Annotated in this window: 23 protein-coding genes and 1 pseudogene; 12 read left to right on the plus strand and 12 right to left on the minus strand. The window is 67.0% G+C overall.

The features are described 5' to 3' along the window. The first annotated feature begins 90 nt into the window (after positions 1-90). Positions 91-636 (plus strand): LuxR C-terminal-related transcriptional regulator, encoded by a 546-nt coding sequence (locus WS66_RS22505; protein ID WP_059447349.1) that lies wholly within the window; start codon positions 91-93, stop codon positions 634-636. Positions 637-742: 106 nt separating this feature from the next. Here WS66_RS22505 and WS66_RS22510 read toward each other — a convergent pair whose 3' ends face one another. Further along, complete coding sequence (locus WS66_RS22510) at positions 743-1,174, minus strand: acyl-CoA thioesterase (RefSeq protein ID WP_059608589.1); 432 nt, start codon at positions 1,172-1,174, stop codon at positions 743-745. A 32-nt stretch (positions 1,175-1,206) separates the two neighbouring features. Beyond that, complete coding sequence (locus WS66_RS22515) at positions 1,207-1,983, minus strand: SDR family oxidoreductase (RefSeq protein ID WP_059608590.1); 777 nt, start codon at positions 1,981-1,983, stop codon at positions 1,207-1,209. A 178-nt stretch (positions 1,984-2,161) separates the two neighbouring features. On the opposite strand from WS66_RS22515, the gene WS66_RS22520 reads away from it, so the two are divergent. Further along, positions 2,162-3,835 carry an electron transfer flavoprotein-ubiquinone oxidoreductase gene (locus WS66_RS22520; RefSeq protein WP_108064716.1) on the plus strand — a complete coding sequence of 558 codons (1,674 nt, stop codon included), beginning with the start codon at positions 2,162-2,164 and terminating at the stop codon, positions 3,833-3,835. Between the two features lie 113 nt (positions 3,836-3,948). Here WS66_RS22520 and WS66_RS22525 read toward each other — a convergent pair whose 3' ends face one another. Genes WS66_RS22525 through rbsK form a run of 3 tightly spaced genes read right to left on the minus strand, consistent with a single transcriptional unit; the run spans position 3,949 to position 7,248 of the window. Continuing rightward, the gene (locus WS66_RS22525; protein ID WP_059606590.1) at positions 3,949-4,896 is read right to left on the minus strand and encodes a dihydrodipicolinate synthase family protein; all 948 of its coding nucleotides are present in this window, start codon (positions 4,894-4,896) and stop codon (positions 3,949-3,951) included. Between the two features lie 44 nt (positions 4,897-4,940). Next, a complete protein-coding gene (locus tag WS66_RS22530; protein WP_059606588.1) occupies positions 4,941-6,260 on the minus strand; it encodes an MFS transporter in 1,320 nt (439 codons plus the stop codon). A gap of 58 nt (positions 6,261-6,318) precedes the next feature. After that, positions 6,319-7,248, minus strand: a complete 930-nt coding sequence (rbsK, locus tag WS66_RS22535; protein WP_059606586.1) for a ribokinase — start codon at positions 7,246-7,248, stop codon at positions 6,319-6,321. A gap of 238 nt (positions 7,249-7,486) precedes the next feature. On the opposite strand from rbsK, the gene WS66_RS22540 reads away from it, so the two are divergent. Further along, entirely contained in the window at positions 7,487-8,557 is a 1,071-nt protein-coding gene (locus WS66_RS22540; RefSeq protein ID WP_059606584.1) for a LacI family DNA-binding transcriptional regulator, read from the plus strand. 69 nt (positions 8,558-8,626) lie between these two features. Here WS66_RS22540 and aroC read toward each other — a convergent pair whose 3' ends face one another. From aroC to WS66_RS22555, 3 genes are all read right to left on the minus strand, one after another. Beyond that, the gene (aroC, locus tag WS66_RS22545) at positions 8,627-9,727 is read right to left on the minus strand and encodes a chorismate synthase (RefSeq protein WP_059606582.1); all 1,101 of its coding nucleotides are present in this window, start codon (positions 9,725-9,727) and stop codon (positions 8,627-8,629) included. Positions 9,728-9,992: 265 nt separating this feature from the next. Next, the gene (locus WS66_RS22550) at positions 9,993-11,927 is read right to left on the minus strand and encodes an MFS transporter (RefSeq protein ID WP_059606580.1); all 1,935 of its coding nucleotides are present in this window, start codon (positions 11,925-11,927) and stop codon (positions 9,993-9,995) included. A gap of 139 nt (positions 11,928-12,066) precedes the next feature. Continuing rightward, positions 12,067-12,522: a CBS domain-containing protein gene (locus tag WS66_RS22555; protein WP_044846066.1), complete on the minus strand. Its 456-nt coding sequence runs from the start codon at positions 12,520-12,522 to the stop codon at positions 12,067-12,069. A gap of 158 nt (positions 12,523-12,680) precedes the next feature. Between WS66_RS22555 and WS66_RS22560 the strand changes: the two genes are divergently transcribed. Continuing rightward, complete coding sequence (locus tag WS66_RS22560) at positions 12,681-12,998, plus strand: Mpo1-like protein (RefSeq protein ID WP_044846067.1); 318 nt, start codon at positions 12,681-12,683, stop codon at positions 12,996-12,998. Between the two features lie 18 nt (positions 12,999-13,016). On the opposite strand, the gene WS66_RS22565 is transcribed toward WS66_RS22560, so the two are convergent. Beyond that, positions 13,017-14,348 carry a YihY family inner membrane protein gene (locus WS66_RS22565; RefSeq protein ID WP_059606578.1) on the minus strand — a complete coding sequence of 444 codons (1,332 nt, stop codon included), beginning with the start codon at positions 14,346-14,348 and terminating at the stop codon, positions 13,017-13,019. Between the two features lie 144 nt (positions 14,349-14,492). On the opposite strand from WS66_RS22565, the gene wrbA reads away from it, so the two are divergent. Genes wrbA through WS66_RS22585 form a run of 4 tightly spaced genes read left to right on the plus strand, consistent with a single transcriptional unit; the run spans position 14,493 to position 17,796 of the window. Further along, entirely contained in the window at positions 14,493-15,113 is a 621-nt protein-coding gene (gene wrbA / locus WS66_RS22570; RefSeq protein WP_059606576.1) for an NAD(P)H:quinone oxidoreductase, read from the plus strand. Further along, a complete protein-coding gene (locus WS66_RS22575; RefSeq protein ID WP_059606574.1) occupies positions 15,110-15,502 on the plus strand; it encodes a DUF2069 domain-containing protein in 393 nt (130 codons plus the stop codon). The genes wrbA and WS66_RS22575 overlap by 4 nt, the downstream gene beginning before the upstream one ends. A gap of 20 nt (positions 15,503-15,522) precedes the next feature. Further along, positions 15,523-16,944 (plus strand): FAD-binding oxidoreductase, encoded by a 1,422-nt coding sequence (locus tag WS66_RS22580; protein WP_059606573.1) that lies wholly within the window; start codon positions 15,523-15,525, stop codon positions 16,942-16,944. 24 nt (positions 16,945-16,968) lie between these two features. Continuing rightward, positions 16,969-17,796 carry a metallophosphoesterase gene (locus WS66_RS22585; RefSeq protein ID WP_059606571.1) on the plus strand — a complete coding sequence of 276 codons (828 nt, stop codon included), beginning with the start codon at positions 16,969-16,971 and terminating at the stop codon, positions 17,794-17,796. 56 nt (positions 17,797-17,852) lie between these two features. Here the strand turns inward: WS66_RS22585 and WS66_RS34125 are convergent, their stop codons facing one another. Together WS66_RS34125 and WS66_RS22590 are read right to left on the minus strand one after the other, a co-directional pair. Further along, complete coding sequence (locus WS66_RS34125; RefSeq protein WP_170296438.1) at positions 17,853-18,011, minus strand: hypothetical protein; 159 nt, start codon at positions 18,009-18,011, stop codon at positions 17,853-17,855. Positions 18,012-18,136: 125 nt separating this feature from the next. Continuing rightward, positions 18,137-19,078, minus strand: coding sequence for a LysR family transcriptional regulator (locus tag WS66_RS22590; RefSeq protein ID WP_059606568.1), 942 nt, complete (start codon positions 19,076-19,078; stop codon positions 18,137-18,139). Positions 19,079-19,235: 157 nt separating this feature from the next. Between WS66_RS22590 and WS66_RS22595 the strand changes: the two are divergent. The 4 genes and pseudogenes from WS66_RS22595 to WS66_RS22610 all read left to right on the plus strand — a co-directional run. Further along, positions 19,236-20,738: pseudogene (locus WS66_RS22595) on the plus strand (efflux transporter outer membrane subunit); the annotation flags it as partial. A gap of 21 nt (positions 20,739-20,759) precedes the next feature. Beyond that, positions 20,760-22,961, plus strand: coding sequence for an FUSC family protein (locus tag WS66_RS22600; protein WP_059606602.1), 2,202 nt, complete (start codon positions 20,760-20,762; stop codon positions 22,959-22,961). Then, a complete protein-coding gene (locus WS66_RS22605; RefSeq protein ID WP_011351756.1) occupies positions 22,958-23,161 on the plus strand; it encodes a DUF1656 domain-containing protein in 204 nt (67 codons plus the stop codon). The genes WS66_RS22600 and WS66_RS22605 overlap by 4 nt, the downstream gene beginning before the upstream one ends. Positions 23,162-23,173: 12 nt before the next feature. Beyond that, positions 23,174-24,049, plus strand: a complete 876-nt coding sequence (locus WS66_RS22610; RefSeq protein ID WP_047900486.1) for an efflux RND transporter periplasmic adaptor subunit — start codon at positions 23,174-23,176, stop codon at positions 24,047-24,049. A 36-nt stretch (positions 24,050-24,085) separates the two neighbouring features. Here WS66_RS22610 and WS66_RS22615 read toward each other — a convergent pair whose 3' ends face one another. After that, positions 24,086-25,108, minus strand: a complete 1,023-nt coding sequence (locus WS66_RS22615) for an EpsG family protein (protein ID WP_059606566.1) — start codon at positions 25,106-25,108, stop codon at positions 24,086-24,088. Between the last annotated feature and the right edge of the window lie 190 nt (positions 25,109-25,298).

A 25,298-nucleotide genomic window follows, 5' to 3' on the forward strand; every position in this document is an offset into this window, starting at 1 on the left:
CGCCGCGAGATGCCTGAAAGGGTACGATGCGGCGCGGATGCGGCACAATACGCAAAAATACATAAGCGTTTGCCTCCGCTTGCCTGCGCCATGCCCGCTCTCGATTACCAGACTGCCTTTCACCTCGCGCCGCTCGGCCTCGTGATGTCGCGCGACCGCGTGATCGAGGACTGCAACGACGCGCTCGCGTCGATCTTCCGCTGTGCGCGGGCCGATCTGATCGGGAAGTCGTACGAGGTGCTCTATCCGTCGCCGGACGAATTCCAGCGCATCGGCGAGCGCATCTCGCGCGTGATGATCGCGAACGGCACCTACGCCGATGACAGAATCATGAAACGAGCCGACGGCGAGCTGTTCTGGTGCCACGTGACGGGGCGCGCACTCGACCGCACCGCACCGCTCGCGGCCGGCGTCTGGACGTTCGAGGACCTGAGCGCGACGCGCCGCGTCGCTGTCGAGCTGACGCCGCGCGAGCGCGAGATCGCCGCGCAGCTCGCGACCGGCAAGACCAGCAAGCAGATCGGGCGCGTGCTCGACATCAGTTCGCGCACGGTCGACATCTATCGGGCGCGGTTGATGCGCAAGTACGGCACGAACAATACGCCGGAACTGCTGCAGCGCCTGCTCGGCCAGTAAAACGCACCCGGGAATGGCCATCGGCCGCGTGAAGCGGCCGATTCGGGAAATCAACGGGAAATGGCGACACACCGGCGCCCGAGCGCCGGCTTCGGTGCCGCCGCGCTCAGCCGACCTTCGCCGCGAGCGCGCGCTCGATCGTATCGCGCAACAGTTGCGGCAGCGGCACCGACTTGCCGAGCGCGTAGTCGACCCACACGCATCGCGCGTTGCCGCGCGCATAGACATGCTCCGGATCGTCCGCGCGCGTCAGCTCGAAACCAGTGTCGAAGCTGCTGCGGCCGGGCTTCGCGGCCGACATCCTCGCGATCACGTCACCCGGATAGTGCAGTTGCTTCAGGAACTCCATCGAGGCCGTGACGATCACGGGCCCCTGCCCCTCGCCGTTGCCGCCCGCGATGCCGAGTTCCTCGAACCACGAGATCCGGGCCTGCTCCATGTAGCGGAAATAGACCGTGTTGTTCACATGGCCGAATGCATCCATGTCGCCCCAGCGGATCGGCATCGACATTTCAAATACGGGGGAATATTCGCTCATTGCAGTCTTCTTTGTTGCTGAATGTCATCCACTCAGGCGAGGCCGAAGCCATCATCGGCGGAGATAATCGAGCCGTTGATGAACTGCGACTCGTCGGCCGCGAGCAGCAACAACAGCCCGTCGAGATCCTGCGGCTTGCCGACGCGCCGGCGCGGCAGCATCGACTGCAGCTTCTGGCCCTGCTCGGTTTCCCACAGGTAATGATTGATTTCGGTATCGATGTAACCCGGACAGATCGCGTTGACGTTGATTCCGTGGCGACCCCATTCGAGCGCCATCGCACGCGTCATCTGCACGACCGCCGCCTTGCTCATCGCATACAGCCCGATCTGCGGAAACACGCGCAGCCCGGCCACCGACGCGATGTTGATGATCCGGTACGGCGGCTTGCCGTTGCCGTTCGCGCGCATGATCATCCGCTTCGCGACTTCCTGCGCGACGAAAAACGCGCCGCGCGTGTTGGTGTCGAACACGAACTCGAAATCGGCTGGCGTCACGTCGACGAGCTTCTGCATCGTCGAGACGCCCGAATTGTTCACGAGGATGTCGATCGTGCCGGCTTCCGTTTCCGCGTGCGCGATGGCCGCCTTGATGCTCTGCACGTCGGTGACGTCGAGCGACACGACGTGCGCGGCACCGCCCGCCGCCTCGATTTCCGCGCGCAGCTCCTTCAGGCGCTCGACGCGGCGGCTCGCGAGCACGACCTTCGCGCCGGCCTGCGACAGCACCTGTGCAAAGCGTTGCCCGAGGCCGCTCGATGCGCCCGTGACCAGTGCGACCTTGCCTTCCAGATTGATCGATCGACCCATTGCACATCCCCTTTCGATGTCGTTTCGCCGCCGCGGGCGCCCTGTCCCACGCAGCATAACCCTAGCACAAAAAATAGAACGATCGTGCTAATCTACGCGCATGCTGTTGCGGCAAGCGTTTCGTTTCGCAGACAATACGCTCCCGAATAAAAGCATTCTAACGGTTAGAGGAACGCCAATGACCCCCGCAAGCCTCATCGAGCAATACGGCCCGCGCGAATCGATGGAATACGACGTCGTGATCGTCGGCGGCGGCCCCGCCGGGCTGTCGGCGGCGATCCGGCTCAAGCAGCTGGCCGCCGAGAAAGGCACCGAGATCGGCGTGTGCGTGCTCGAGAAGGGTTCCGAGATCGGCGCGCACATCCTGTCGGGCGCGGTGATGGACCCGCGCGCGATCACCGAGCTGTTCCCAGACTGGAAGGAACAGGGCGCACCGCTCACCGTCGAGGTGACGGAGGACCGCTTCCTGTTCCTGTCCGAGAAGAGCGCGATCACGACGCCGAACTGGGCGCTGCCCGAGAACTTCAAGAACCACGGCAACTACGTGGTTTCGCTGGGCAACGTCACGCGCTGGCTCGGCCAGCAGGCGGAAGCGCTGGGCGTCGAGATCTTCCCGGGCTTCCCGGCTGCGGAGATCCTGTACAACGATGACGGCTCCGTGAAAGGTGTCGCGACCGGCAACATGGGCGTGGGCAAGGACGGCGAGCCGACCGAGAACTTCCAGCTCGGCATGGAGCTGCACGCGAAGTACACGCTGTTCGCCGAAGGCTGCCGCGGCCACCTCGGCCGCCAGTTGATCTCGAAGTTCAAGCTCGACGCGAACGCCGATCCGCAGGCGTACGGGATCGGCATCAAGGAACTGTGGGAAATCGATCCCGCGAAGCACAAGCCGGGCCTCGTGATCCACACGGCCGGCTGGCCGCTGAAGTCGGACACGTACGGCGGCTCGTTCCTGTATCACATGGACAACAACCAGGTCGTGGTCGGCTTCGTGGTGGGCCTGGGCTATACGAACCCGTACCTGTCGCCGTTCGAGGAATTCCAGCGCTACAAGACGCATCCATCGATCCGCGCGTTCCTGGAAGGCGGCAAGCGCGTGTCGTACGGCGCGCGGGCGATCACGGCCGGCGGCCTGCTGTCGCTGCCGAAGACGGTGTTCCCGGGCGGCGCGCTGATCGGCGACGACGCGGGCTTCCTGAACGCATCGCGGATCAAGGGCAGCCACGCGGCGATCAAGACGGGCATGCTGGCGGCGGACGCCGCGTTCGACGCGCTGCAGGCCGGCCGTCAGAGCGACGAGCTCAACGCGTATCCGGACGCCTTCAAGCAGTCGTGGCTACATACGGAGCTGTACCGCGCGCGCAACTTCAAGCAGTGGATGGCGAAGGGCCTGTACCTGGGCACGCTGATGGTCGGGCTCGAGCAGAAGGTGATGGGCGGCAACGTGCCGTGGACGCTGCACCACAAGCATGCGGATCACGAGATGCTGAAGCCGGCCTCGCAATGCACGCCGATCGAGTATCCGAAGCCGGATGGCAAGCTGACGTTCGACCGGCTGTCGTCGGTGTTCATCTCGAATACGAACCACGAGGAAAACCAGCCGGCGCACCTGACGCTGAAGGATGCGAACGTGCCGGTGAACGTGAACCTGCGGACCTACGCGGGGCCGGAGGGGCGCTTCTGCCCGGCGGCGGTGTACGAGTTCGTGAAGAACGACGACGGCAGCGACCGGCTGGTGATCAACGCGCAGAACTGCGTGCACTGCAAGACCTGCGACATCAAGGACCCGACGCAGAACATCGTGTGGGTCACGCCGGAAGGCGGCGGCGGGCCGAATTACCCGAACATGTAACCTGCCGGAAAACGCCGCCTTGCGCGGCGTTTTTTTTCGTCCGATCGGTATTCGACGCTGCCCTGCCCGCCATCGGTCGCGCGATTCATCCACCGCGCCCTGCACCGGCTGCGCTAGCGCGCCGCTATCCGTCGACGGAAATGCTCCGTACCGGACACGATCTTGTCGAGCACCGCATCGAGCGCCCAGAACCGCTCCCGCACGTCGTAGTCGATCGAGCGGCAGCGAATCGATCCGAACGTGCCGATCCGTTGATGATAGATCTTCGCGAGCGCCGGGTAGCCAAGCGCTTCCGACACCGCCGAGAGCACCAGGAACGCCGACAATTCTTCGGCAAGCGCCGGATCCGAGTCGCTCTGCGTGCGCAGCCACCGATACAGATCGGGATGGAAGTTGGTGAACACGCCGTTGAAACCAGCGGAGCCCGCCTTCATCGCATCCCATGCGATCGCGGCGTTCGCATTCAGGATCTTCATCGGCGAGCCCGCGGCCAGCGCAACGCGTCGCTTCACCGTCTCCAGGTCGCAGCTCACGTCCTTCAACATCACGAAGCGGCCGGTGTCGATGCACGCGCGCAGTTCGTCATCGGACAGCAATCGCCGATAAGGCGCCGGACATTCATACAAGCCAAGCGGCAGATCCGCCGGCAATCGGGCGAGCAGCTTGTGAAGATGATCGAGAAACGCGGCGCTGCCCTTGCGCTGTGGATCGAGGCGGTTGGTCACGAGCACGACGCCCTGCGCACCCGATTCCGCCGCGGCACACAGCTCGGCGACCTGCGCGTCCAGATCTTCGCTGACGTGCCCGGACGCGACGACAGGCACGCGCCCGGCCACCCGCTCGACCACGAAACGCGCAAGCTCCGCCCGTTCTGCAAGACTCAGGAATTGCATCTCGCTCGATTGCGCGACCGCGAACAGCGCATCCGAGCCGTGTGCCAGATACCATTCGATGAGTCGCTCGAGGCCCGCGTAGTCGATCGCGCCGGCATCGTTGAACGGCGTCAGCATCACCGGCACGATCCCTTCGATGGTCGTGCTCGCCTGCTGATGTGATTGCATCTGTTTCTCCTTCCTTCAATGAATACAGGGGGTAGCCGGCAGCCTCAAGCCGGAAGCGCGCCAGGCGCCGCACTCGCGGACTGCTCGGGAATCGGCTTGCGCACCAGCAGCAGGTAAGCCATCGCGCCAGCGAATGCGATTGCCGCCGCCGTCAGCAGCGCCGGCACGAACGACCACTTCTGCGCGATCACACCCGTCAGGATCGGCGCGAGCGCACCGCCGATGAAACCACCGAAATTCTGGATCGCGCCGAGCGATGCGACACGGCTCGGCGGTGCGGCCGCCGTCGCGAGCGCCCACGAACATGCCGATGCCGCATTGGCGAGAAAGATCACGACCGAAATGCATGCGAGCGCCACCGTGTTGCTCTGCACGAGCGCGGCCGGAATCGTGAACGCGACCATCCCGAGCATCGCGACGACCACCGCATTGCGGCGGCTCACGACTGGCGAGCGGCTACGGCGCGTCACCAGATCCGACAGCCAGCCGGCAACGAGCGAACCGACGAACCCGCACAGGAACGGCACGGATGCCGCAAACCCGGTGCGAATGAGGCTCATGTGACGCTCCATCGTCAGATATCCCGGCAGCCAGGTCAGGTAGACCCAGTTCAGATACACCGAACCGAAGAATCCGATCAGCATGCCCCAGGTCGTGCCGTGCGAAAACAGACTGCGCCAGTCGGCGAAGGTCAGCTTGGGTGCCGCGACGGCCGTCTGCGCATCGGCATCGAGATACGCTCGTTCCGCCGCGGTCAATTGCGCACGCGCCGGATCGCGATACGACGCAAACCAGACGACGGCGACAACGAGACCGAGTGCCCCCGTGACGACGAATGCCCAGCGCCAGTCGAACGAAGCGACGAGCACCGACAGCAGCAACGGCGCGAGCGCGGTACCGAGCGGCGACGCCGCGTTGAAGATCCCGGTCGGCGTACCGCGTGCACGCAACGGAAACCAGTTGCTCACCACCCGCGCCGCCGACGGGAACTGCGGCGCCTCGCCGATGCCGAGCACGATGCGCGCGACGATGAACCAGCCGAAGGTGGAGACGAGGCCGCCCGCTGCCTGCGCGAACGACCAGACGATCAGCCCGATGCCGAGCAGCCGTCGCGGCCCGATGCGATCGACGAGCCCGCCGACCGGAAACTGGCACAGCGCATAGCTCCACGAGAATGCCGACAGCAGCAACCCCATCTGCGAGAGCGACAGCCCGAGATCGCTCCGGATTGCCGAACTCGCGACGGCCAGCGTGCCGCGATCGAGATAGTTGACGATTCCGCTCGCCATCAGCAGCGCAAGCGCGATACGTTGTCCGCGCCGGATACGTGGCGGCGCAGTCGGAACAGCCTGGTCTTCGTTCATTTCGATTGTCTCCATGTCATAGGCGGGTGCCTGCCCGCGCTTTCCGTCGTCGCGGAATCTATACCGCCATGCTCTCCACTTCCTCTCGTGTCGGAATCGACGTCTGCGCGCCGTGGCGCGTGACGCTGATTGCAGCCGCGCGCTGGCCGAACGCGATCGCGTCGTCCATCGACGCACCACTCGTCCGGGCGGCCGCGAATCCGCCGACGAAGGTGTCGCCGGCCGCCGTGGTATCGACGGCGACCACCGCCATTGCCCGATGGCGGCCGTTCCCAGCGCTGCCGCGCCAGCAGACGCCGCGCGCACCCAGCGTGACCAGCACGTTGCCGACGCCTTTCGCGCGCAGCGCCTCTGCGGCGCGCACCGCCGAGACGTCGTCGCCGACAGCGATGCCGGTCAGCGACTCCGCTTCCGTTTCGTTGACGACGAGGTAGTCGATCTGGGCCAGCAACGCGTCGAACAGCGGCCGTGCAGGCGCCGGATTGAGCAGCACCGGCGTGCGATGTGCGATCGCACTGCCGATCGCGCGCGCGACGCTCTCGATCGGCACCTCGAGCTGGCACACCATCAGCGCCGCGCCGGCGATCGCGTCGCGCGCCTCGTCGATCAATTCGCCATCGAGGCGTGCGTTTGCACCGGGCACGACCACGATGCTGTTCGCCCCGTGCGCATCGACCGTGATCGTCGCCACGCCGGTTGCCTCGCCGTCGATCCGGTGCAGGTGCGTCACGTCGATACGTTCGGCCGCCAGCGCGTCGTGCACGCGCGCCCCGAACGCGTCGTCGCCAACGCAGCCGATCATCGCGACCGACGCCCCCAGACGGGCCGCCGCCACCGCCTGGTTCGCACCCTTGCCGCCGTGAACGGTCTGGAAGGTCGTGCCGAGCAGCGTTTCGCCCGGCACGGGCAGCCGTGGCGCATGCGTGACGAGGTCGACGTTGATACTGCCGACGACCGCGATTCGAGGGGGCTTTGCGTGGATCTTCATTCAATGTAACCGCTTACATTTACGACAAACAAAATAGCCGGAACGGCCGTCGTCGACGAAAATTTCACAATGCGGCTGCAATCTGTGTCTGACATAATACGGAGTAGCATCAAGATAGCGCTTACATTCGCACAGGCACGACCGGGAATGCAAGCGGGACCACGATGAATCGAGGGTAAACGATGGCGTTTTTGACCACGCGCGGCGCCTGCGGGGCAGCCGCGCCCGGGGATGACCAATGAGTACGCCCCCATCCAGCGGCGGCGCGGCTCGCGCACGCCGCGGCAGCGGCCGATCGGTGCTCGGAGATGTCGCGAAACTCGCCGGCGTGTCGACCGCGACCGTTTCGCGTGTCTACAACGACCCCGGCAAGGTCTCGGCCGACGTGCAGCAGCGCGTGCGCGACGCGGCACGCGCACTGAACTGGATTCCCAACGCGGCCGGCCGAGCACTCGCATCCACGCGAACCCACATCACGGGTGCGATCATCCCGACGCTTGACGACCAGGTGTTTGCGTCGCAGGTAGCGGGCATGCAGGCGGTCATGGCCGAGCACGGCATCACCCTGTTCCTGGGCTGCTCGAATTACGACCCGGCACAGGCGCTCGCGCAGGTGCGCGCGATGCTGTCGCGCGGCGTCGAAGCCGTGTCGCTGGTCGGCGAAGCCTATCCGCCGGAAGTATTCGAACTGCTCGACCTGCATCGGGTGCCGTATGTCGTCACCTATGCCTACCGCGACGACAGCCCGCACTGCTGCATCGGTTTCGACAACCGCGCGGCATTCGCGCGACTGACCACGCACCTGCTCGACCTCGGGCATCGCGATTTCGCGATCATCATGCAGCCTTCGGCGGACAACGATCGTGTGCAGGCCCGCCTGCGCGGCATCCACGACACGCTCGCCGCGCGTGGGCTCGCGGTCCGGCCGATCCACCAGCATGAAGGCCCGGCCACGATCGCGTTCGGCCGTGCGAGCCTGCGCGCGATCGCCGACAGCGGGGCGACGCGCCCGACGGCCGTGATCTGCGGCAACGACGCGCTCGCGCTCGGCGCCCTACTGGAAGCGCAGGCAATCGGCCTCGAGGTGCCGTCGCAATTGTCGATCACCGGCTTCGACGATGTCGCGCTGGCTCGCGAAATCCGGCCTGCGCTGACGACGATGTGGGTCGACACCGATGCGATCGGCCGCAAGGCCGCCCGCGCGTTGCTCGACGCACTCGAGCACGGAGAAGCCGGGCCCGGTTGCGCGATCCTGCCGGAGCTGCGGGTGCGCGAATCGGCCGCGCCGCCAAATTCGGCGGCCCAATGAAAACGGGGCGCCCCAGGCGCCCCGTTTCGCATCGAATCGGTCGAGCCGGCGCGTGCCGGCCCCGCTGCATCAGGTCGCGCTGCCCGCGATCTTCGGCGTCGGCGTCTCGACGTCGCCGCACTGCGCACGATGGCGCAGCGCATGGTCGATCAGCACCAGCGCGAGCATCGACTCGGCGATCGGGGTCGCGCGAATGCCGACGCACGGATCGTGGCGGCCGAAGGTTTCGACCGTCGCCTCTTCGCCGGTCTTCGTGATCGAACGGCGCGGCGTGCGGATGCTCGATGTCGGCTTGATCGCGATCGACACGGTGATGTCCTGCCCCGTCGAGATCCCGCCGAGCACGCCGCCCGCATGGTTGCCGACGAAGCCGGCCGGCGTCAGTTCGTCACCGTGCACCGAGCCGCGCTGCGCGACGCTGTCGAAGCCCGCGCCGATCTCGACGCCCTTCACCGCGTTGATGCTCATCATCGCCTTCGCGATGTCCGCGTCGAGCCGGTCGAATACCGGCTCGCCCCAGCCGACCGGCACGCCCGACGCAACGACGTCGATGCGCGCGCCGATCGAGTCGCCGTCCTTGCGCAACGCGTCCATGTAGGCTTCCAGCTCCGGAACGACCGCCGCGTTCGGCGAGAAGAACGGATTCTCGCGAACGTGCGACCAGTCGACGAACGGCACGTCGATCTCGCCGAGACCGCTCATGTAGCCGCGCACCTCGACGCCGAAACGCTCGCGCAACCATTTCTTCGCAACCGCGCCCGCGCCGACGATCGGCGCGGTCAGGCGCGCGGACGAGCGGCCGCCGCCGCGGTAGTCGCGGATGCCATATTTCTGCCAGTAGGTGTAGTCGGCATGGCCGGGGCGGAACGTCTCGACGATGTTGCCGTAGTCCTTGCTGCGCTGGTCCGTGTTGCGGATCAGCAGCGCGATCGGCGTGCCGGTCGTCACGCCTTCGAACACGCCGGACAGGATCTCGACCTCGTCCGCCTCCTGGCGCTGCGTCACGTGCCGCGACGTGCCGGGCTTGCGGCGATCGAGTTCGACCTGGATGTCGGCTTCGGTCAGCCCCATTCCCGGCGGGCAGCCGTCGATCACGCAGCCGATCGCGGGGCCGTGCGATTCGCCGAAGGTCGTGACAGTGAAAAGCGTGCCGAGGGTATTGCCGGACATGATGGAACCGCCCAAAGAGAATTGGACAAACCGATGCGCTGCCGGGACCGCTGGCAGGCCGATCGTTTGCCGGTCGAGAAAAAGAAGTAAACCGCTATTATGCCAGCCGTCCCGTGCCCGCGGGCCGCGTGAACCGTTCAGACCACACGGACCTGCCACGCAGACGGCCCGGCGCAAGGGCCGTCGACCCGCGCCGTTCCGGTGAAACGGGCCGGGTCGCCGCCGTCGGCACGGCCCGGCGGCATCGCGCCGGGCCTGCACCTGCTCACTTTCGCGCGCCGCGCAACTCGGTCACCGCGGCCTGCAGCGCCTCGGGCGTCGCGACCGGGGCCGGGATCGGCTCGCCGACCGCGAGCGTCAGCCGGCTCATCACGCCGCGCTTGATGGGTCGCGGCATGCGCGCATCGGCATGACGGGAGAAATAGCTGCCCCACAGCCCGCGCAACGCCATCGGAATCACGGGCGCCGGCGTACGGCCCAGGATTTCGGTGATGCCGTGGTGGAACATGTTGATGTCCCCCGTCTTGGTCAGCTTGCCTTCCGGGAAGATGCACACGAGTTCGCCATCCTTCAGCGCGGCCTCGCACGCGTCGTACGCGCGTGCGAGCATGTCGGGATCCTCGTGGCGCGGCGCGATCGGAATCGCCTTCGCATGCCGGAACACCCAGCTCGCGAAGCGTGTCTTGAATATCCGGTGATCCATCACGAACCGGATCGGCCGCGGGCTCGCCGCCGCCAGCACGAGCGCGTCGACGTAGCTCACGTGGTTGCATACGAGCACGGCCGCGCCCTCTTCCGGGATCCGCTCCGCATGCACGAGGCGAATCCGGTAGAACGTGTGCACCAGCACCCACGCGACGAAGCGCAGCAGGAACTCCGGAACGAGCAGGTAGATGTACGTCGCGACCACGACGTTCAGCAGCGCGGTGACGAGGAACAGGCCCGGGATGTCGACGCCGGCCTTGGTCAGCCCCATCGCCATCAGGGCCGACAGGATCATGAACAGTGCGTTCAGGATGTTGTTCGCGGCGATGATCCGCGCACGATGGGTCGGCGCGCTGCGACTCTGGATCAACGCATACAGCGGCACGCTGTAGAAGCCGCCGAACATCGCGAGCAGGAACAGGTCGGCCAGGATGCGCCAGTGGCGCGCACCGGCCAGGAATTCCCCGACCGACAGCAAATGCCCGGGCGACGGCAGCGAGTGGCTGGCGAAATACAGCTCGATCGCGAACACGCTGATGCCGATCGAGCCGAGCGGCACGAGGCCGATCTCGACGCGCCGCTGCGACAGCCGCTCGCACAGCAGCGAGCCGAGGCCGATCCCGACGGAGAACGTCGCGAGCAAGACCGTGACGACATCGGGGCTCGCGGACAGCACGTCTTTCGCGAAATTGAAGAATGACGTCAGGAACGTCGCGCCGACGAACCACAGCCACGAGATGCCGAGCAGGCTCAGAAACACGGTGCGATTCTGTCGCGCGAGCCCGAGGTTGCGCCACGTCTCGCTGAACGGGTTCCAGTTGATCACGAGATCGGGCTGCGGCGCCGGCGTCGGCGGCACGCGCTGCGCGACGAGCCGCCCCGCGAGCGCGATGACGACGACGCTGACGGCGAGCACGCGCTCACCGCTGCCTTCGATGCCCGCGGCCGCACCGCCGATGATCGTCCCGATCAGGATCGCGATGAACGTGCCCATCTCGACGAGACCATTGCCGCCGACCAGTTCGTGGTCGCCGAGATGCTGCGGCAGGTACGAATACTTGACGGGGCCGAACAGCGTCGAGTGCATCCCCATCATGAACGTGCACAGGTACAGCAGCGTCGCGCTGTGCGTGACGAAGCCGGCCGCGCCGACCAACATCAGCACGATCTCGAAAGTCTTCACGAAGCGCGTGAGCGTCGCCTTGTCGTATTTGTCGGCGATCTGGCCGGAGGTGGCCGAAAACAGCACGAACGGCAGAATGAAGATCGCGGAAATCAGGAATGCGGCCGTCTTCGCGTCGACGCCCGAGAACCGCGCGGTGTGATAGGTGACGAGCGATGTGAATCCGATCTTGAACACGTTGTCGTTCAGCGCCCCGAGGAACTGGGTCGTGAAGAACGGCGCGAAACGGCGCTGGCGCAACAGGTCGAATTGCGACGCGTGGGCGCGCCGTTCGCCGCGCGACGCGGAAGAGACTTGCGTGTGATCGCTCATGCGGAATACGCGCGCATCGTCTAGGCGAAGCTGCGCGGGCCTTGTATGGTTGTCGAAAAAACGGCGGCGCAGGCTGAACCTGCGCCGCCGTGCGCCGAGTGGCAGCGCCCGCGCGTCATGGCACAGGGCGCGACGTGCTTCACGGCTTCTGCGCTTCTGCTTCCGATTCCGGCCAGTCGCGGATGTACGCCTTCAGCATCCGGTTCTCGAAGCTTTGCGCCTCGACGACCGTCTTCGCGACGTCGTAGAACGAGATGACGCCCATCAGCACCTTCTTGTCGAGCACCGGCATGTAGCGCGCGTGGCGCTCGAGCATCATCCGGCGCACTTCGTTGACATCGGTTTCCGGCGTGCACGTGAGCGGCTCGTCCATCACCTTGCGCACCTGCACGTCGCCGATCGCGCCGCCGTTCACGTGGAGGCGCAGGATGATCTCGCGGAACGTCAGCATCCCGACGAGATCGCCGTACTCCATCACGACGAGCGAACCGATATCGTGTTCGGCCATCGTATCGACCGCTTCGCGCAGCGGCTTATCGGGCGTCACCGTAAACAGCGTGTTGCCCTTCACTTTCAGAATATCGCTGACGCGCATCGTAGTCCCCTCATGCTTGAATGCAAATCCGCTTTCGATCCTATCGGAAAGCCTGTCAAAAGGAAAGCGCGGGCCCGCGCGGCGCGACCGCCCCCGCTTGCGGACGCGGGCCGCCCGCCGCACAATGACTCCATCGACAGCGGCCCGAGGAGACGGCCATGGCGCATACGCATACGGAGCAATTCGCCAGCTTCGCTGATTTCTACCCGTACTATCTGAACGAGCACCAGAACCTCACGTCGCGGCGGCTGCACTTCATCGGCTCGCTCGGCGTGATCGGCTGCGTCGCGATGGCGATCGCGACGGGCCACTGGCCGTGGCTGCCGGCGGCGGTCGTGTGCGGCTACGGATTCGCGTGGGTCGGACACTTCTTCTTCGAGAAGAACCGCCCCGCCACGTTCCGGCACCCGATCTACAGCCTGATGGGCGACTGGGTGATGTTCAAGGACATCTGCACCGGGAAGATCCCGCTGTAACGCCCGCCCGGCCGCGCGTCACGCCGTTTTCGGCGGCCGCGCGTGCGGGTCGGGCGCCGCGCCGGGCACGGACCCCGGCACGGTCTCCGCCGGGTGCTCGCCGGCGAGCCGGTGCTCGGCGATCAGCGACGCAAGCGATACGTCGAACCGGTCGTTCGACAGCACCTCCAGCAATGCCGCACCTTCGACGTGGCTGCGGCGTCGCTGCAGCTGGTAGGTCAGTTCCGTGCGGTCGATCACCAGCACGTCGAACAGCTGCGCCAGCGTCAGTTGCTCCGGATTCGCCAGCAGGATGTAGCGCGGCGCGAGTTCGCCGCTGTCCAGCCGCGCGATCCATTCCCGCTCCTCCATCGTCAGCAGCAGCCGCTGCGCGGTTTCCATGTCGCAGCGCAACATGGTCGCGAGCCGCATCGCGGTATAGCCCGCCTTGCCGACCGCGCGCGCCTCGGCCAGTCGCGCGAGCAATTCGAGCGCGTCGAGCAGATCGCTGCCCGGATAGTGGATGCGATGGAACTGGCCGACGCGAATCGCCGGCAGCGCGGACGCCACCATCGCGCCGAGCAGCGCGATGAACCAGCTCAGGTACACCCACAGCAGGAACACCGGCAGCGCCGCGAACGCGCCGTAGACGGCCGTATAGGTCGGAATGCGCCGCACGTAATAGCCGAAGCCGCGCTTCGCGAGCTCGAACGCGATAGCCGCGAACAGCCCGCCGATCACCGCGTCGCGCCACGCGACCGTGCAGTTCGGCAGGTACACGTACAGCAGCGTGAACGCGAGCACGGTCAGCGGCAGCGACACGAACGCGAGCAGCCATTCGACGATCGACGTCGACGGCCCGGCGCCGGTGAACGCCAGCGACTGCGTGAATAGGTACGACGAGATCGACAGGCTCACGCCGAACAGCAAGGGGCCAAGCGTGATCAGCGCCCAGTACGCGAGCACGCGCTGCGCGAACGGCCGCGGCTTGCGCACCCGCCAGATCAGGTTGAACGCCGACTCGATCGTCATCATCGTCATCACCGACGTGACGACGAGCACGATCAGGCCGGCCGTCGTCAGCCCCTTGGCCTTCGACGCGAACTGGTTCAGGTACTTGAAGATCTGGACGTTGAACTGCGCGGGCATCAGGTGATCCGCGAGGAACCCCTGCAGCGAGATCTGAAACGATGCGAACATCGGGAACGCGGTGAACAGCGCGAACGCGACCGTCACGAGCGGCACGAGTGCCAGCATCGTCGTGAACGTGAGGCTGCCCGCCACTTGCGGGATGCGATCCTCGGCGCTACGCCGGGCCGCGAACTGCGCGAGGCGCTTGAGGGTGTCGAGATCGACGCTCAACTTCGGCAAACGGCTTCTCCTTCTCGATGGCGCGTGCGCGACGGCGCGCCGCCGCCGCGCTGCGCGACGACTTCAGCCCCTATAATAGCCGCTCGATCCAGCAGGGGCCGACTGCACCGGGCATGCGCGCGGCCGCACGCGGCCCCGTCGCCCATGAAAGACATTCTCGTCCTCTATTACAGCCGCCACGGCGCCACGCGCGATCTCGCGCTAGCTATCGCGAACGGCATCGACAGCGTGCCCGGCATGCAGGCCCGCATCCGCACCGTGCCGCCCGTCTCGACTGTCTGCGAAGCCACCGCCCCCGACATCCCCGACGACGGCCCGCCCTATGCGGAACTCCGCGACCTCGAGGAATGCGCGGGCCTCGCGCTCGGCTCGCCGACCCGCTTCGGCAACATGGCCGCCTCGCTCAAGTATTTCCTCGACGGCACGACCCCGCAATGGCTGTCGGGTGCGCTGACCGGCAAGCCGGCCTGCGTGTTCACGTCGACCGGCAGCCTGCACGGCGGCCAGGAATCGACGCTGCTGTCGATGATGCTGCCGCTGCTGCATCACGGGATGATGATCGTCGGGATCCCGTACACGGAAGCCGCGCTCAGCACGACGCGCACCGGCGGCACGCCGTACGGCGCGTCGCACGTGTCGCAGCACGATCGCAGCGCGCCCGAAGGGCTGTCGGCCGACGAAAAAGCGCTCGCGGCCGCGCTCGGCGCGCGGCTCGCCCGCGCGGCGTCGGCCCTGTCCGCCGCCCAGGCGGCCGAAGCCGCATGAATGCGCCCGCCCGCCCCGCCGTCGCCGCCCGGCCGCGCTACGCGCTGGCCGCGGCCGCGTGCCTCGGCGCACTGATCGCGCTGTCGCTCGCGTGGGAACTGTGGCTCGCGCCGCTGCGCCCGGGCGGCTCGGCGCTGATGCTCAAGGCCGTGCCGCTCGCGCTCGCGCTGCCCGGCGTCTGGCGGCGTAACATCTATACGATGCAGTGGGCGAGCATGCTGATCCTCGTCTATTTCGCCGAAGGCATCGTGCGCGGCATGTCCGACCGCGGGTTGTCCGCGACGCTCGGCTGGTGCGAGACCGCGCTCGCCGTCGGCTTCTTCGTGGCAGCGCTTGCCTACGTCGCGCCGTTCAAGCGCGCGGCGAAGCGGCAGCGCGCCGCGTCCTGACCCTTACGCGACCGAACGTGATGAATTCTTCCGAAGCCTTCGTTTCCGCCTGCCGCGACGCGATCGGCGCCACCTACGTTCTGACCGATCCGCACGACACCGAGCCGTTCCTGATCGACTGGCGCCGCCGCTACCAAGGCCGCGCGTGCGCGGTGCTGAAACCGGCCGATACAGCCGAAGTCGCCGCGCTCGTCCGGCTCGCGAACACGCATGGCGTCGCGCTCGTGCCGCAGGGCGGCAACACGGGCCTCGCCGGCGGCGCGACGCCTGACGCGAGCGGCGGCCAGGCCGTGCTGAGCCTCGCGCGGCTGAACCGCGTGCGCGCGCTCGATCCGCACAACAACACGATCACGGTCGAAGCCGGCGTGATCCTCGCCGACGTGCAGGCGCGCGCCCGCGAAGGCGGCCGGCTGTTCGCGCTGAGCCTCGCCGCCGAAGGCAGCTGCACGATCGGCGGCAACCTGTCGACCAACGCGGGCGGCACCGCGGTGCTGCGCTATGGCAACGCGCGCGAGCTGTGCCTCGGGCTCGAGATCGTGACGCCGCAGGGTGAGACCTGGGACGGCCTGCGCGGCTTGCGCAAGGACAACACGGGCTACGACCTGCGCGATTTGTTCATCGGTGCGGAGGGCACGCTCGGGATCATCACGGCCGCCGTGATGAAGCTGCATCCGCTGCCGGCCGCGCAGGTCACCGCGCTGGCCGCGCTCGAGTCGCCGCACGCGGCGCTCGACTTCCTCGCGCTCGCGCAGCGCGCGGCCGGCCCGCTGTTGACCGGCTTCGAGCTGATGTCCGACTTCTGCATGCAGCTCGTCGGCAAGCACTATCCGCAACTGCGCTATCCGTTCGACCGCACGCATGCGCAGACGGTGCTGCTCGAACTGTCGGACAACGAAAGCGAAACGCACGCCCGCGCGCTGTTCGAGAAGCTGATGGAAGAGGCGTTCGAGGCCGGGCTCGTGGTCGACGCGGTGGTCGCGGAAAATCTCGCGCAGTCGCGCGCGTTCTGGGATCTGCGCGAACACATCCCGCTCGCGCAGGCCGACGAGGGACTGAACATCAAGCACGACATCGCGGTGCCGATCTCGTCGATCGCGCGCTTCATCGACGAAACCGACGCGGCAATCCAGCAGGCCGCGCCCGGCGCACGGATGGTCACGTTCGGCCACCTCGGCGACGGCAACCTGCACTACAACGTGCAGACGCCCGAAGGCGGCGACCCGAAGGCGTTCCTCGCGGAATTCCAGAAGCCGATCAATCGCATCGTCTACGACAACGTGCACCGCCACCACGGCACGATCAGCGCGGAGCACGGGATCGGCCAGTTGAAGATCGACGACGCGCAGCGCTACCAGTCGCCGATCGAAACGGCACTCATGCGCACGCTGAAGAACGCGCTCGACCCACGCGGGCTGATGAATCCCGGCAAGGTCCTGCGCTGAAGCCCCCAACCCGGAGCGATGTCCATGAGAGTTCGCGTCCTTTCCGACCTGCATCTCGAAAGCAACCAGCCCGACACGATCGCGCATGCCGATGCGGATCTGGTCGTGCTGGCCGGCGACATCCACAATCACGCGGAAGGCCTGCGCTGGGCCGCCGAAACGTTCGACACGGACGTGCCGGTGATCTACGTGCCGGGCAACCACGAGTACTACGACGGGGAATTCGGTGCGCTCGAAACCGCGATGCGCGACGCCGCGCAGGCGATCGACAACGTGCATTACCTGAACAACGGCGTGTACGTCGATCCGGCGCAGCGCTTCCGCGTGCTGGGTACCACGCTGTGGTCCGATTTCTCGCTGTTCGGCGCCGACGAGACGAGCATCGCACGCGCGATCGATGCCGGCGTGCGTGTGATGCTCGATTTCAAGGGCTTGATCCAGGTGACGTGGCCGCACGATGCGGCACTGCATGCGACGGTGGCGCCGGAGCGGGATTTCACGCCGGCCGACGCGATCGCGCTGCACCGGCAAGGCCGTGCGTGGCTGGAAGCACGGCTCGCGACACCGTTCGACGGCCGCACGATCGTCGTCACCCATCATGCGCCGCACCTGCGCTCGCTGGCCGAGCGTTACGCGGAAGACCTCGCATCTGCGGGATTCGTCACGGACATGGATGAACTCGTGCGGCCGCCCGTAGACCTGTGGATCCATGGCCACACGCATACATCATTCGATTACGTGACCGACAGCGGCACGCGCGTGGTGTGCAACCCGCGCGGCTATATCCACCGGCGCACCGGCGAACTGGAAAATCCCGCGTTTGCGTGGGACAGAGTGGTCGAACTCGGCTGAGCGCCCGGCCATCGGGCCGCGTGATGCGGCCCTTCCGGATCCGAAAGGCCGCCCGATCAGCGATCGGCGCGGCGCGATCCGTTCGACGACGGGCGCACCCGCACCGGCACCGGCTTCATCCGTGCCTTCATCGCGCGCAGCAGATCGCGCGTCGCCGCGGCGGCAGCAGCCGCACCAAGCAGAACTCCAAGGCCGATCATCAGTTGCGTATCCATTGCGACTCCGGGTATAGGCAGATCCAAATCTCTCTGATTTGAACAGTATCAAACTGTCCGCCGTCCGAGGGTAAAAAAATGTTGCGCGAAGGACAAATCTCGTCAGATCGGGGTCGACCGCGCGCTCATGTCGCAGCCGTGAACTGCGCGAGCGCGGCTTCGTCGGCTTCGAGCGTGGCCGGCAACTCGTCGCGCAAAAAATCGACCCAGGTGCGGATTTTCGCGTCGAGGTACTGGCGCGACGGATACAGCGCGTAAATGTTCATCACGTGCGACCGGTATTCGGGCATCACGCGCACGATGTGTCCGCTGCGCAGCCCGCCGATCGCCGAATAGAGCGGCAACCCGCCGATCCCCATCCCTTCCCGCACGGCCACCGCGAGCGCCTCTGCGACGTTCACGCGGAACGGCGGCGCCGTGATCGGAATCACCTCGTCGCCGCGCGGCCCCGACAGCGACCACTCGTCGAAGTGAAATCCCGGCGCGACCATCCCGAGACAGACGTGATGCTCGAGATCCGCGGGAGTCCGCGGCACGCCGTGCGCGTCGACATAGCCGGGCGACGCGCACACGACGCTGTAGCTCTCGCCGAGCCGCTGCGACACGAGCCCCGAATCGGGCAGGTCGCGGCCGACGACGATCGCGACGTCGTACCCCTCGTCGAGCAGGTCGGGCATCCGCTGCGCGAGCGTCAGTTCGACGTGCACGTCCGGATAGCGCTGCCGATAGCGCGCGATGGCCGGCACCAGGTAGTGCTGCCCGAGGCTCGTGAAGCAATGGACCTTCAGCTTGCCCGACGGGCGCGCGTGCGCGTCGCCCGCTTCGGCCTCGGCCTGGTCGACGTACGCGAGGATCTGCTCGCAGCGCTGCAGGTAGCGCTCGCCTGCCTCGGTCAGCGCGATCCGGCGTGTCGTCCGGTTCAGGAGGCGCGTGCGCAGGTGCGCCTCGAGATCCGACACGGCGCGCGACGCGTAGGCAGTAGTCGAATTCATCTGCTGGGCGGCCGCGGTAAAGCTTCCCGCGTCGACCACGCGGACGAATACCCGCATGTTTTGTAGCGTATCCATCCCATTACCCGTTTGAATCCGGATGGATTGTTGCACAGGGTCGAACAAATATTATCTCAGGATTCGTAAAAATGACTTGCATCCTTGTCCATTTATTCAGGAATCACTGAAAAATATAATCGCATCCGACTCATCTATATCCGAAAGGGAGAAAATCGTGCGGTCTCCGGCAACAAAAGGGACGCTGGCACTGGCGGTTCTTGCAGTCTCATTAATAATGGCCGGGTGCGCGAGCATGGGCGACAACAAGCCGCAGTCCGCCCGCATCGAAGCGAATACGCTCGATGCCGGTGCCGCCATCCGCGCGGCGAACCGCGACGCGGGCTGGCCCGCGTCCGACTGGTGGCGCGCTTACCGCGACCCGCAGCTCGACGCGTGGATCGCCGCCGCGCAGGCCGGCAACCCGACCCTCGCGGCCGCCGAGGCCCGCGTTCGCGAAGCGCAGGCGATGGCACGCGTGGCCCGTTCCGCGGAATTGCCGCAGATCAACGGCAACCTGTCGCTGATGCGCCAGCACTGGCCCGATAACGTCTACTACGGCCCGGGGCCGCTCGCCAACACCGACACGTGGAACAACACCGGCACGCTCGGCCTGTCGTACCACCTCGACCTGTGGGGCAAGGACAAGAACGCGACCGAGCGCGCGCTCGACACCGCGCATGCGACCGCAGCCGACGCACGGGCGGCGAAGCTCGAGCTCGAGGTCAACGTCGTACGCGCGTATGTCGGCATGTCGATGAACTACGCGCTGCTCGACCTCGCGCACGAAACGTTCGAACGCCAGCGCTCACTGGCCGATCTCGCGCGCAAGCGCCTGCAGGCGGGCCTCGGCACGCAGCTCGAAGTCAGCCAGGCCGAATCGACGCTGCCCGACTACGAGCGCCAGATCGACAGCTATGAAGAAGCGATCCAGCTCGCGCGCCACCAGCTCGCCGCGCTCGCGGGCAAGGGCCCGGGCGCCGGCGATGCGATCAAGCGGCCGAGCCTGACGCTCGACGCGCCGGCCGGCTTGCCGTCCGCCATGCCGGCCGACCTGCTCGGCCGCCGCCCGGATGTCGTCGCGGCCCGCTGGATGGTCGACGCGCAGGCACGGGGCATCGATGTCGCCAAAGCCGCGTTCTACCCGAACATCGATCTGCTCGCGACGGTCGGCGGCTTCGGCGTAACCGCGCCGTTCGCCGACTTCCTGCGGGCGATGAACGGCGGCTGGACCGCCGGCCCCGCGCTGTCGCTGCCGATCTTCGAAGGCGGCCGCCTGCGCGCGCAACTCGGTGCGGCCGATGCCGGCTACGACCAGGCGGTCGAGCGCTACAACCAGACGGTCGTCGGCGCACTCAAGGACATCGCCGACCAGGTCGTGCGGATCCGCTCGCTCGATACGCAGAAGAAGGACGCCGCGCGCTCGGTCGCCGCCAACGACCGCAGCTACCAGCTGTCGCGCGAAGGCTTCCGCCGCGGGCTAACCGATTACGTGAACGTGCTGGTCGCGCAACAGCAGCTGCTGCGCGCGCAGGAGACGGCGGCCCGCATTGACGCCGAGCGCCTCGCCGCGCACGCGCAGTTGATGGCCGCGCTCGGCGGCGGCGTCGAGACGGAGACAGACGTTCAGGGCGGCCATCCGCCGCATGATGAATCCGCCGCGAGTGCCGCGTCGGCCGCACGGTAACGCGGAGCAACCGTCATGTCCGCCTCCTCCCCCGCTTCCACGCACGCCGCCGGCCCGCTCGCGGCCTGGTCCGCCGCGTTCGGCAACTGGGCCCGCAGCGACGGCGCCGCGTGGCTCTATTTGTTCAAGGCACTGCTCGCCGCGTTCATCGCGACCGGCGTGTCGATGCGGCTCGACCTGCCGGCGCCGAAGACGGCGATGACCACGGTGTTCATCGTGATGCAGCCGCAAAGCGGCGCGGTGCTCGCGAAGAGCTTCTACCGGGTCGCCGGCACGATCTTCGGGCTGATCGCGACGCTCACGTTCGTCGGGTTGTTCCCGCAGCAGCCGCAGCTGTTCCTGCTGGCCGTCGCGCTGTGGGTCGCCTTGTGCACGGCCGGCGCCGCGCGCAACCGCAACTTCCGCAGCTACGGCTTCCTGCTCGCCGGTTACACGACCGCGCTGATCGGGCTGCCGGCATCGCAACATCCGGACGGCGCGTTCATGAGCGCGATGACGCGGGTCGCCGAGATCATGGTCGGGATCGTGTCCGCAGGCGTCGTCAGCGCGCTCGTGTTTCCGCAGTACACCGGCGAGCAGATGCGCACGACCGTGCGCAAGCGCTTCAGCAGCTTCGTCGACTACGTCGCGGCGGCGCTGTCGGGCCAGCTCGACCGCGCGCACATCGAAACCATCCATGCGCGCTTCGTCGCGGATGTGGTCGGCTTCGAAGCGGCGCGCAGCATGGCCGTGTTCGAGGATCCGGACACGCGGATGCGCAGCGGCCGCCTCGCGCGGCTGAACAGCGAGTTCATGAGCGTATCGAGCCGCTTCCACGCACTGCACCAGTTGATGAACCGGCTGCGCGCGGCCGGCGCGCAGGCCGCGATCGATGCGATCGAGCCGTACTTCCGCGAAATCGCGCCCCTTCTGACGCGCAATGGCGAACCGGTACGCTCGTCGGCCGACGCCGCGCTCGCGGCTGAACAGTTGCTCGCGTGGCGCGACGCGCTGCCGCGCCGCATCCGCGTGACGCGCGCCGCGCTCGAGACGCAACCGGATTTTCCACTGCTCGACTTCGACACGGCCACCGAGCTGCTGTACCGCTTCATCACGGACCTGCACGAATACGCGGCGACCTATGCGTCGCTGTCGACCCCGACGCACGAGCGCGAACGCTGGATCGAGCGCTACGAACCGCGCACCAACGTGACGGCGATGGTGATCGCGGCGATTCGGACCGCGACCGTGATCCTGGTGCTCGGCTGGTTCTGGATCGAAACCGCGTGGCCGAGCGGCGTGACGATGACGCTGACGGCCGCGGCCACCTGCGCGCTCGCGTCGTCGACGCCGCGCCCGACCGCGATGTCCGCCCAGATGGGCATGGGTACCGCGCTGGCGGTATGCACGGGCTTCCTGCTGACATTCGGCATCTACCCGCACATCGACGGCTTCCCGCTGCTGTGCGCGGCCCTCGCGCCGCTGCTCGCGATCGGCATCTTCATGACGTTGAAGCCGAAGCTCGCGGGCTACGGGATGGGCTACCTGATCTTCTTCAGCTTCCTCGCCGGGCCCGACAACATCACGCACTACGACCCGATGAGCTTCATGAACGATGCGCTCGCGCTGGTGCTGTCGATGCTGGTCTCGGCGATCGCGTTCGCGGTGCTGTTTCCGCCGACCGCGCCGTGGCTCAAGAAGCGGCTGTTCGCCGACCTGCGCCACCAGGTGGTCGCCGCATGCCACGCACGTCTGGCCGGACTGCGCACGCGCTTCGAGAGCGGCGCGCGCGACCTGATGTTCCAGGCGCACACGCTATCGGCCGACCAGCCCGACGTGCAGCGCGACGCGCTGCGCTGGATGTTCGCGGTGCTGGAGACGGGCAATGCGGCGCTCGACCTGCGCACCGAACTGGCGATGCTGCCGTCCGACCCGCGCTATGCGCCGACGACGCCGTGGCGACGCGCGATCGAGACGATGCGCACCGCGCTGTCCGCGCTGTTCCGCAAGCCGAACGCAGCGCGCTTCGACGCGACGCTCGACGCGGTCAACGCCGCGATCGACGCGACCCGGCAGACGCTCGATGCGTTCACGCCGTCGCGCGAGGAGCGTCATCGGCTGCAGCGCATCCTGAGTCATCTGCATTTCGTACGCACGGCGCTGCTCGATCCGGAATCGCCCCTCGAGCCGCTCAACCGCAATCGCCCCGTGCGTCCCCAACAAGGAGCCTCGTCATGATGCCGCGTGAAATCGCCATTCTCGATGCCTACATGCCCACGGTGGTCCTGATGTTCGTCCTGGGCGCGCTGGCGACCTGGGCCGTCGACCGCCTGCTTGCCTATACGGGCCTCTACCGTCTCGTGTGGCACCCGTCGCTGTTCCGTGCGTGCCTTCTCGTCTGCATTTGCGGCGGACTGAGTCTTGCCGTTTACCGTTGATTCCGAACCATCATGATTCTCAGAAAACTCTTCGGCTTCGTCGCGACCGCCGTCATCCTTCTCGTCGCGATCCTGATCGGGCGCTCGCTGTGGGTGCACTACATGGACGATCCGTGGACGCGCGACGGGCGCGTCCGTGCCGAGATCGTCAACGTCGCGCCGGACGTGTCGGGCGCGATCGTCGAGTTGCCGGTGCATGACAACCAGCTCGTGAAAAAGGGCGATTTGATCATGCAGATCGACCCGTCGCACTATCAGATCGCGGTCGAGCAGGCGCAGGCGGCCGTCGCCGCCCGCCGCGCGGAACTGCAGATGCGCCGCGACGACGCGGCCCGTCGTGCCGACCTCGACGCGCTCGTCGTGTCGAAGGAAAACCGCGAGAACGCGGCGCACAGCGCATCGAGCGCCGACGCGCAGTACCAGCAGGCAATCGCCGCGCTCGACGCCGCGAAGCTCAATCTCGAACGCACGCGCGTGGTCGCGCCGGTCGACGGCTACATCACGAACCTGCAGACGTTCAAGGGCAACTACGCGGTGGCCGGCCAGGCGAAGCTCGCGATCGTCGACAGCCATTCGTTCTGGGTCTACGGCTACTTCGAGGAGACCAAGCTGCCGCGCGTGAAGGTCGGCGCACCGGCCGAGATGCGGCTGATGAGCGGCGGCGTGATGAAGGGCCATGTCGAGAGCATCTCGCGCGGCATCTACGATCGCGACAACCCGCAAAGCCGCGACCTCGTCGCGGACGTGAACCCGACCTTCAACTGGGTGCGCCTCGCGCAGCGCGTGCCGGTGCGCATCCGCATCGACGAAGTGCCTGCCGACGTGGTGCTGTCCGCGGGCACGACCTGCACGGTCATCATCGATCCGGACAAGCAGAAGAAGTCGTGACGGCACTCCGGCCGGGCGCCACCGCACCCGGCCGCGTCATTCCCAGAAGAACCGGTAAGGCAGGAACGGCGACGGGCCGAGCCCGTATTCGCCGAGCATGTTGCGCATTCGCATCGCGAAGCCGACGGCGCCGATCAGGGCCAGCGCAACGATGACGTGCCGGCGCCGGATCCCCGGCACGTGCTGTATCGGCACGAACTGACAGCCCATCGCGAACAGCACGAGCCACTGGAAACGCAGCCCCGCATAGCTGACCCGCGCGAGCGCGAAGCTCGCGATCTCGCAGACGAACAGGAACACGAGCGTGCGCGGCATGCGCGCCAGCAGCACCCAGCCGGCAGCGAGCGTCAGCATCGCAAGGCCGAGCGGTGCGCCGCCCGATGTCTGCGCGGGCGGCGTGAACGCCGCATACAGGCCGACCTTCGCGAGCAGCGCGTCGTGATGCATCGCGAACAGCACGCCGCCGATCGCGACCGCCAGCCCCGCATAGCGCAGCAGGCGCAACCGTCGGATCCGCAGCAGCACGACAAGCAGCGCCGCCGACATGTGCATGCTGGTCGCCGCGGCAGCGAACGCGAGCGACGCGCCGTGCCGCCTGCGCGCCCACGCGTCCGAAGCAAGCTTCGCGACACAGAACGCGACGCCGTAGCGCACGCCGCTCATCGCCATGTCGTAGAAGAACAGCGGAAAGATCAGCGTGGCGAACACACATGCGTCCTCGGCGCTCCGGCCGAACGCGGCCACGCACGCGACGACGACCAGCAGCGACAGGATCGCCATCGCGATGTGCGGATCGTGCCCGAGCCACCCAAGCGCGCGCACGAGCCAGACGAAGCCCGGTTCGAGCGTGCGCGGCACGACCTTCAGGTTGCCGCTCCAGATGCCGGTAATGATGTCGTGGTAGATCGCCGTGTCGGTGCCCGTCCGGCCCCGCAGCACGGCGAACGCGGCGGCCGGCGCGATGCCCGCCGCGAGCCATCGCCACGCGGCCGTGCGCGTGCGCATTCCGATCGCGGCGGACGCGAGCATCCACACGTATCCCGTCAGGTAAATCGTCATCGTCGTTGTTACGACCCGCTCGGCGTGCGGTCGCCCCGGAGTCGGTGCGACCGCGCCGCGCAGATCTGGCCCCCAGCTATGTGGAGGCGCATTGTAAGGGATTGCGTGCGGGCCGACTGCACGGACTGTCACCGATCGACAGCAGCCCGCCAGCCTGCGCGTCGCCCACGGACGGCTCGCGACGGCGTGG

This window comes from Burkholderia sp. LA-2-3-30-S1-D2 (assembly GCF_001523915.2).
Taxonomy (GTDB): domain Bacteria; phylum Pseudomonadota; class Gammaproteobacteria; order Burkholderiales; family Burkholderiaceae; genus Burkholderia; species Burkholderia diffusa.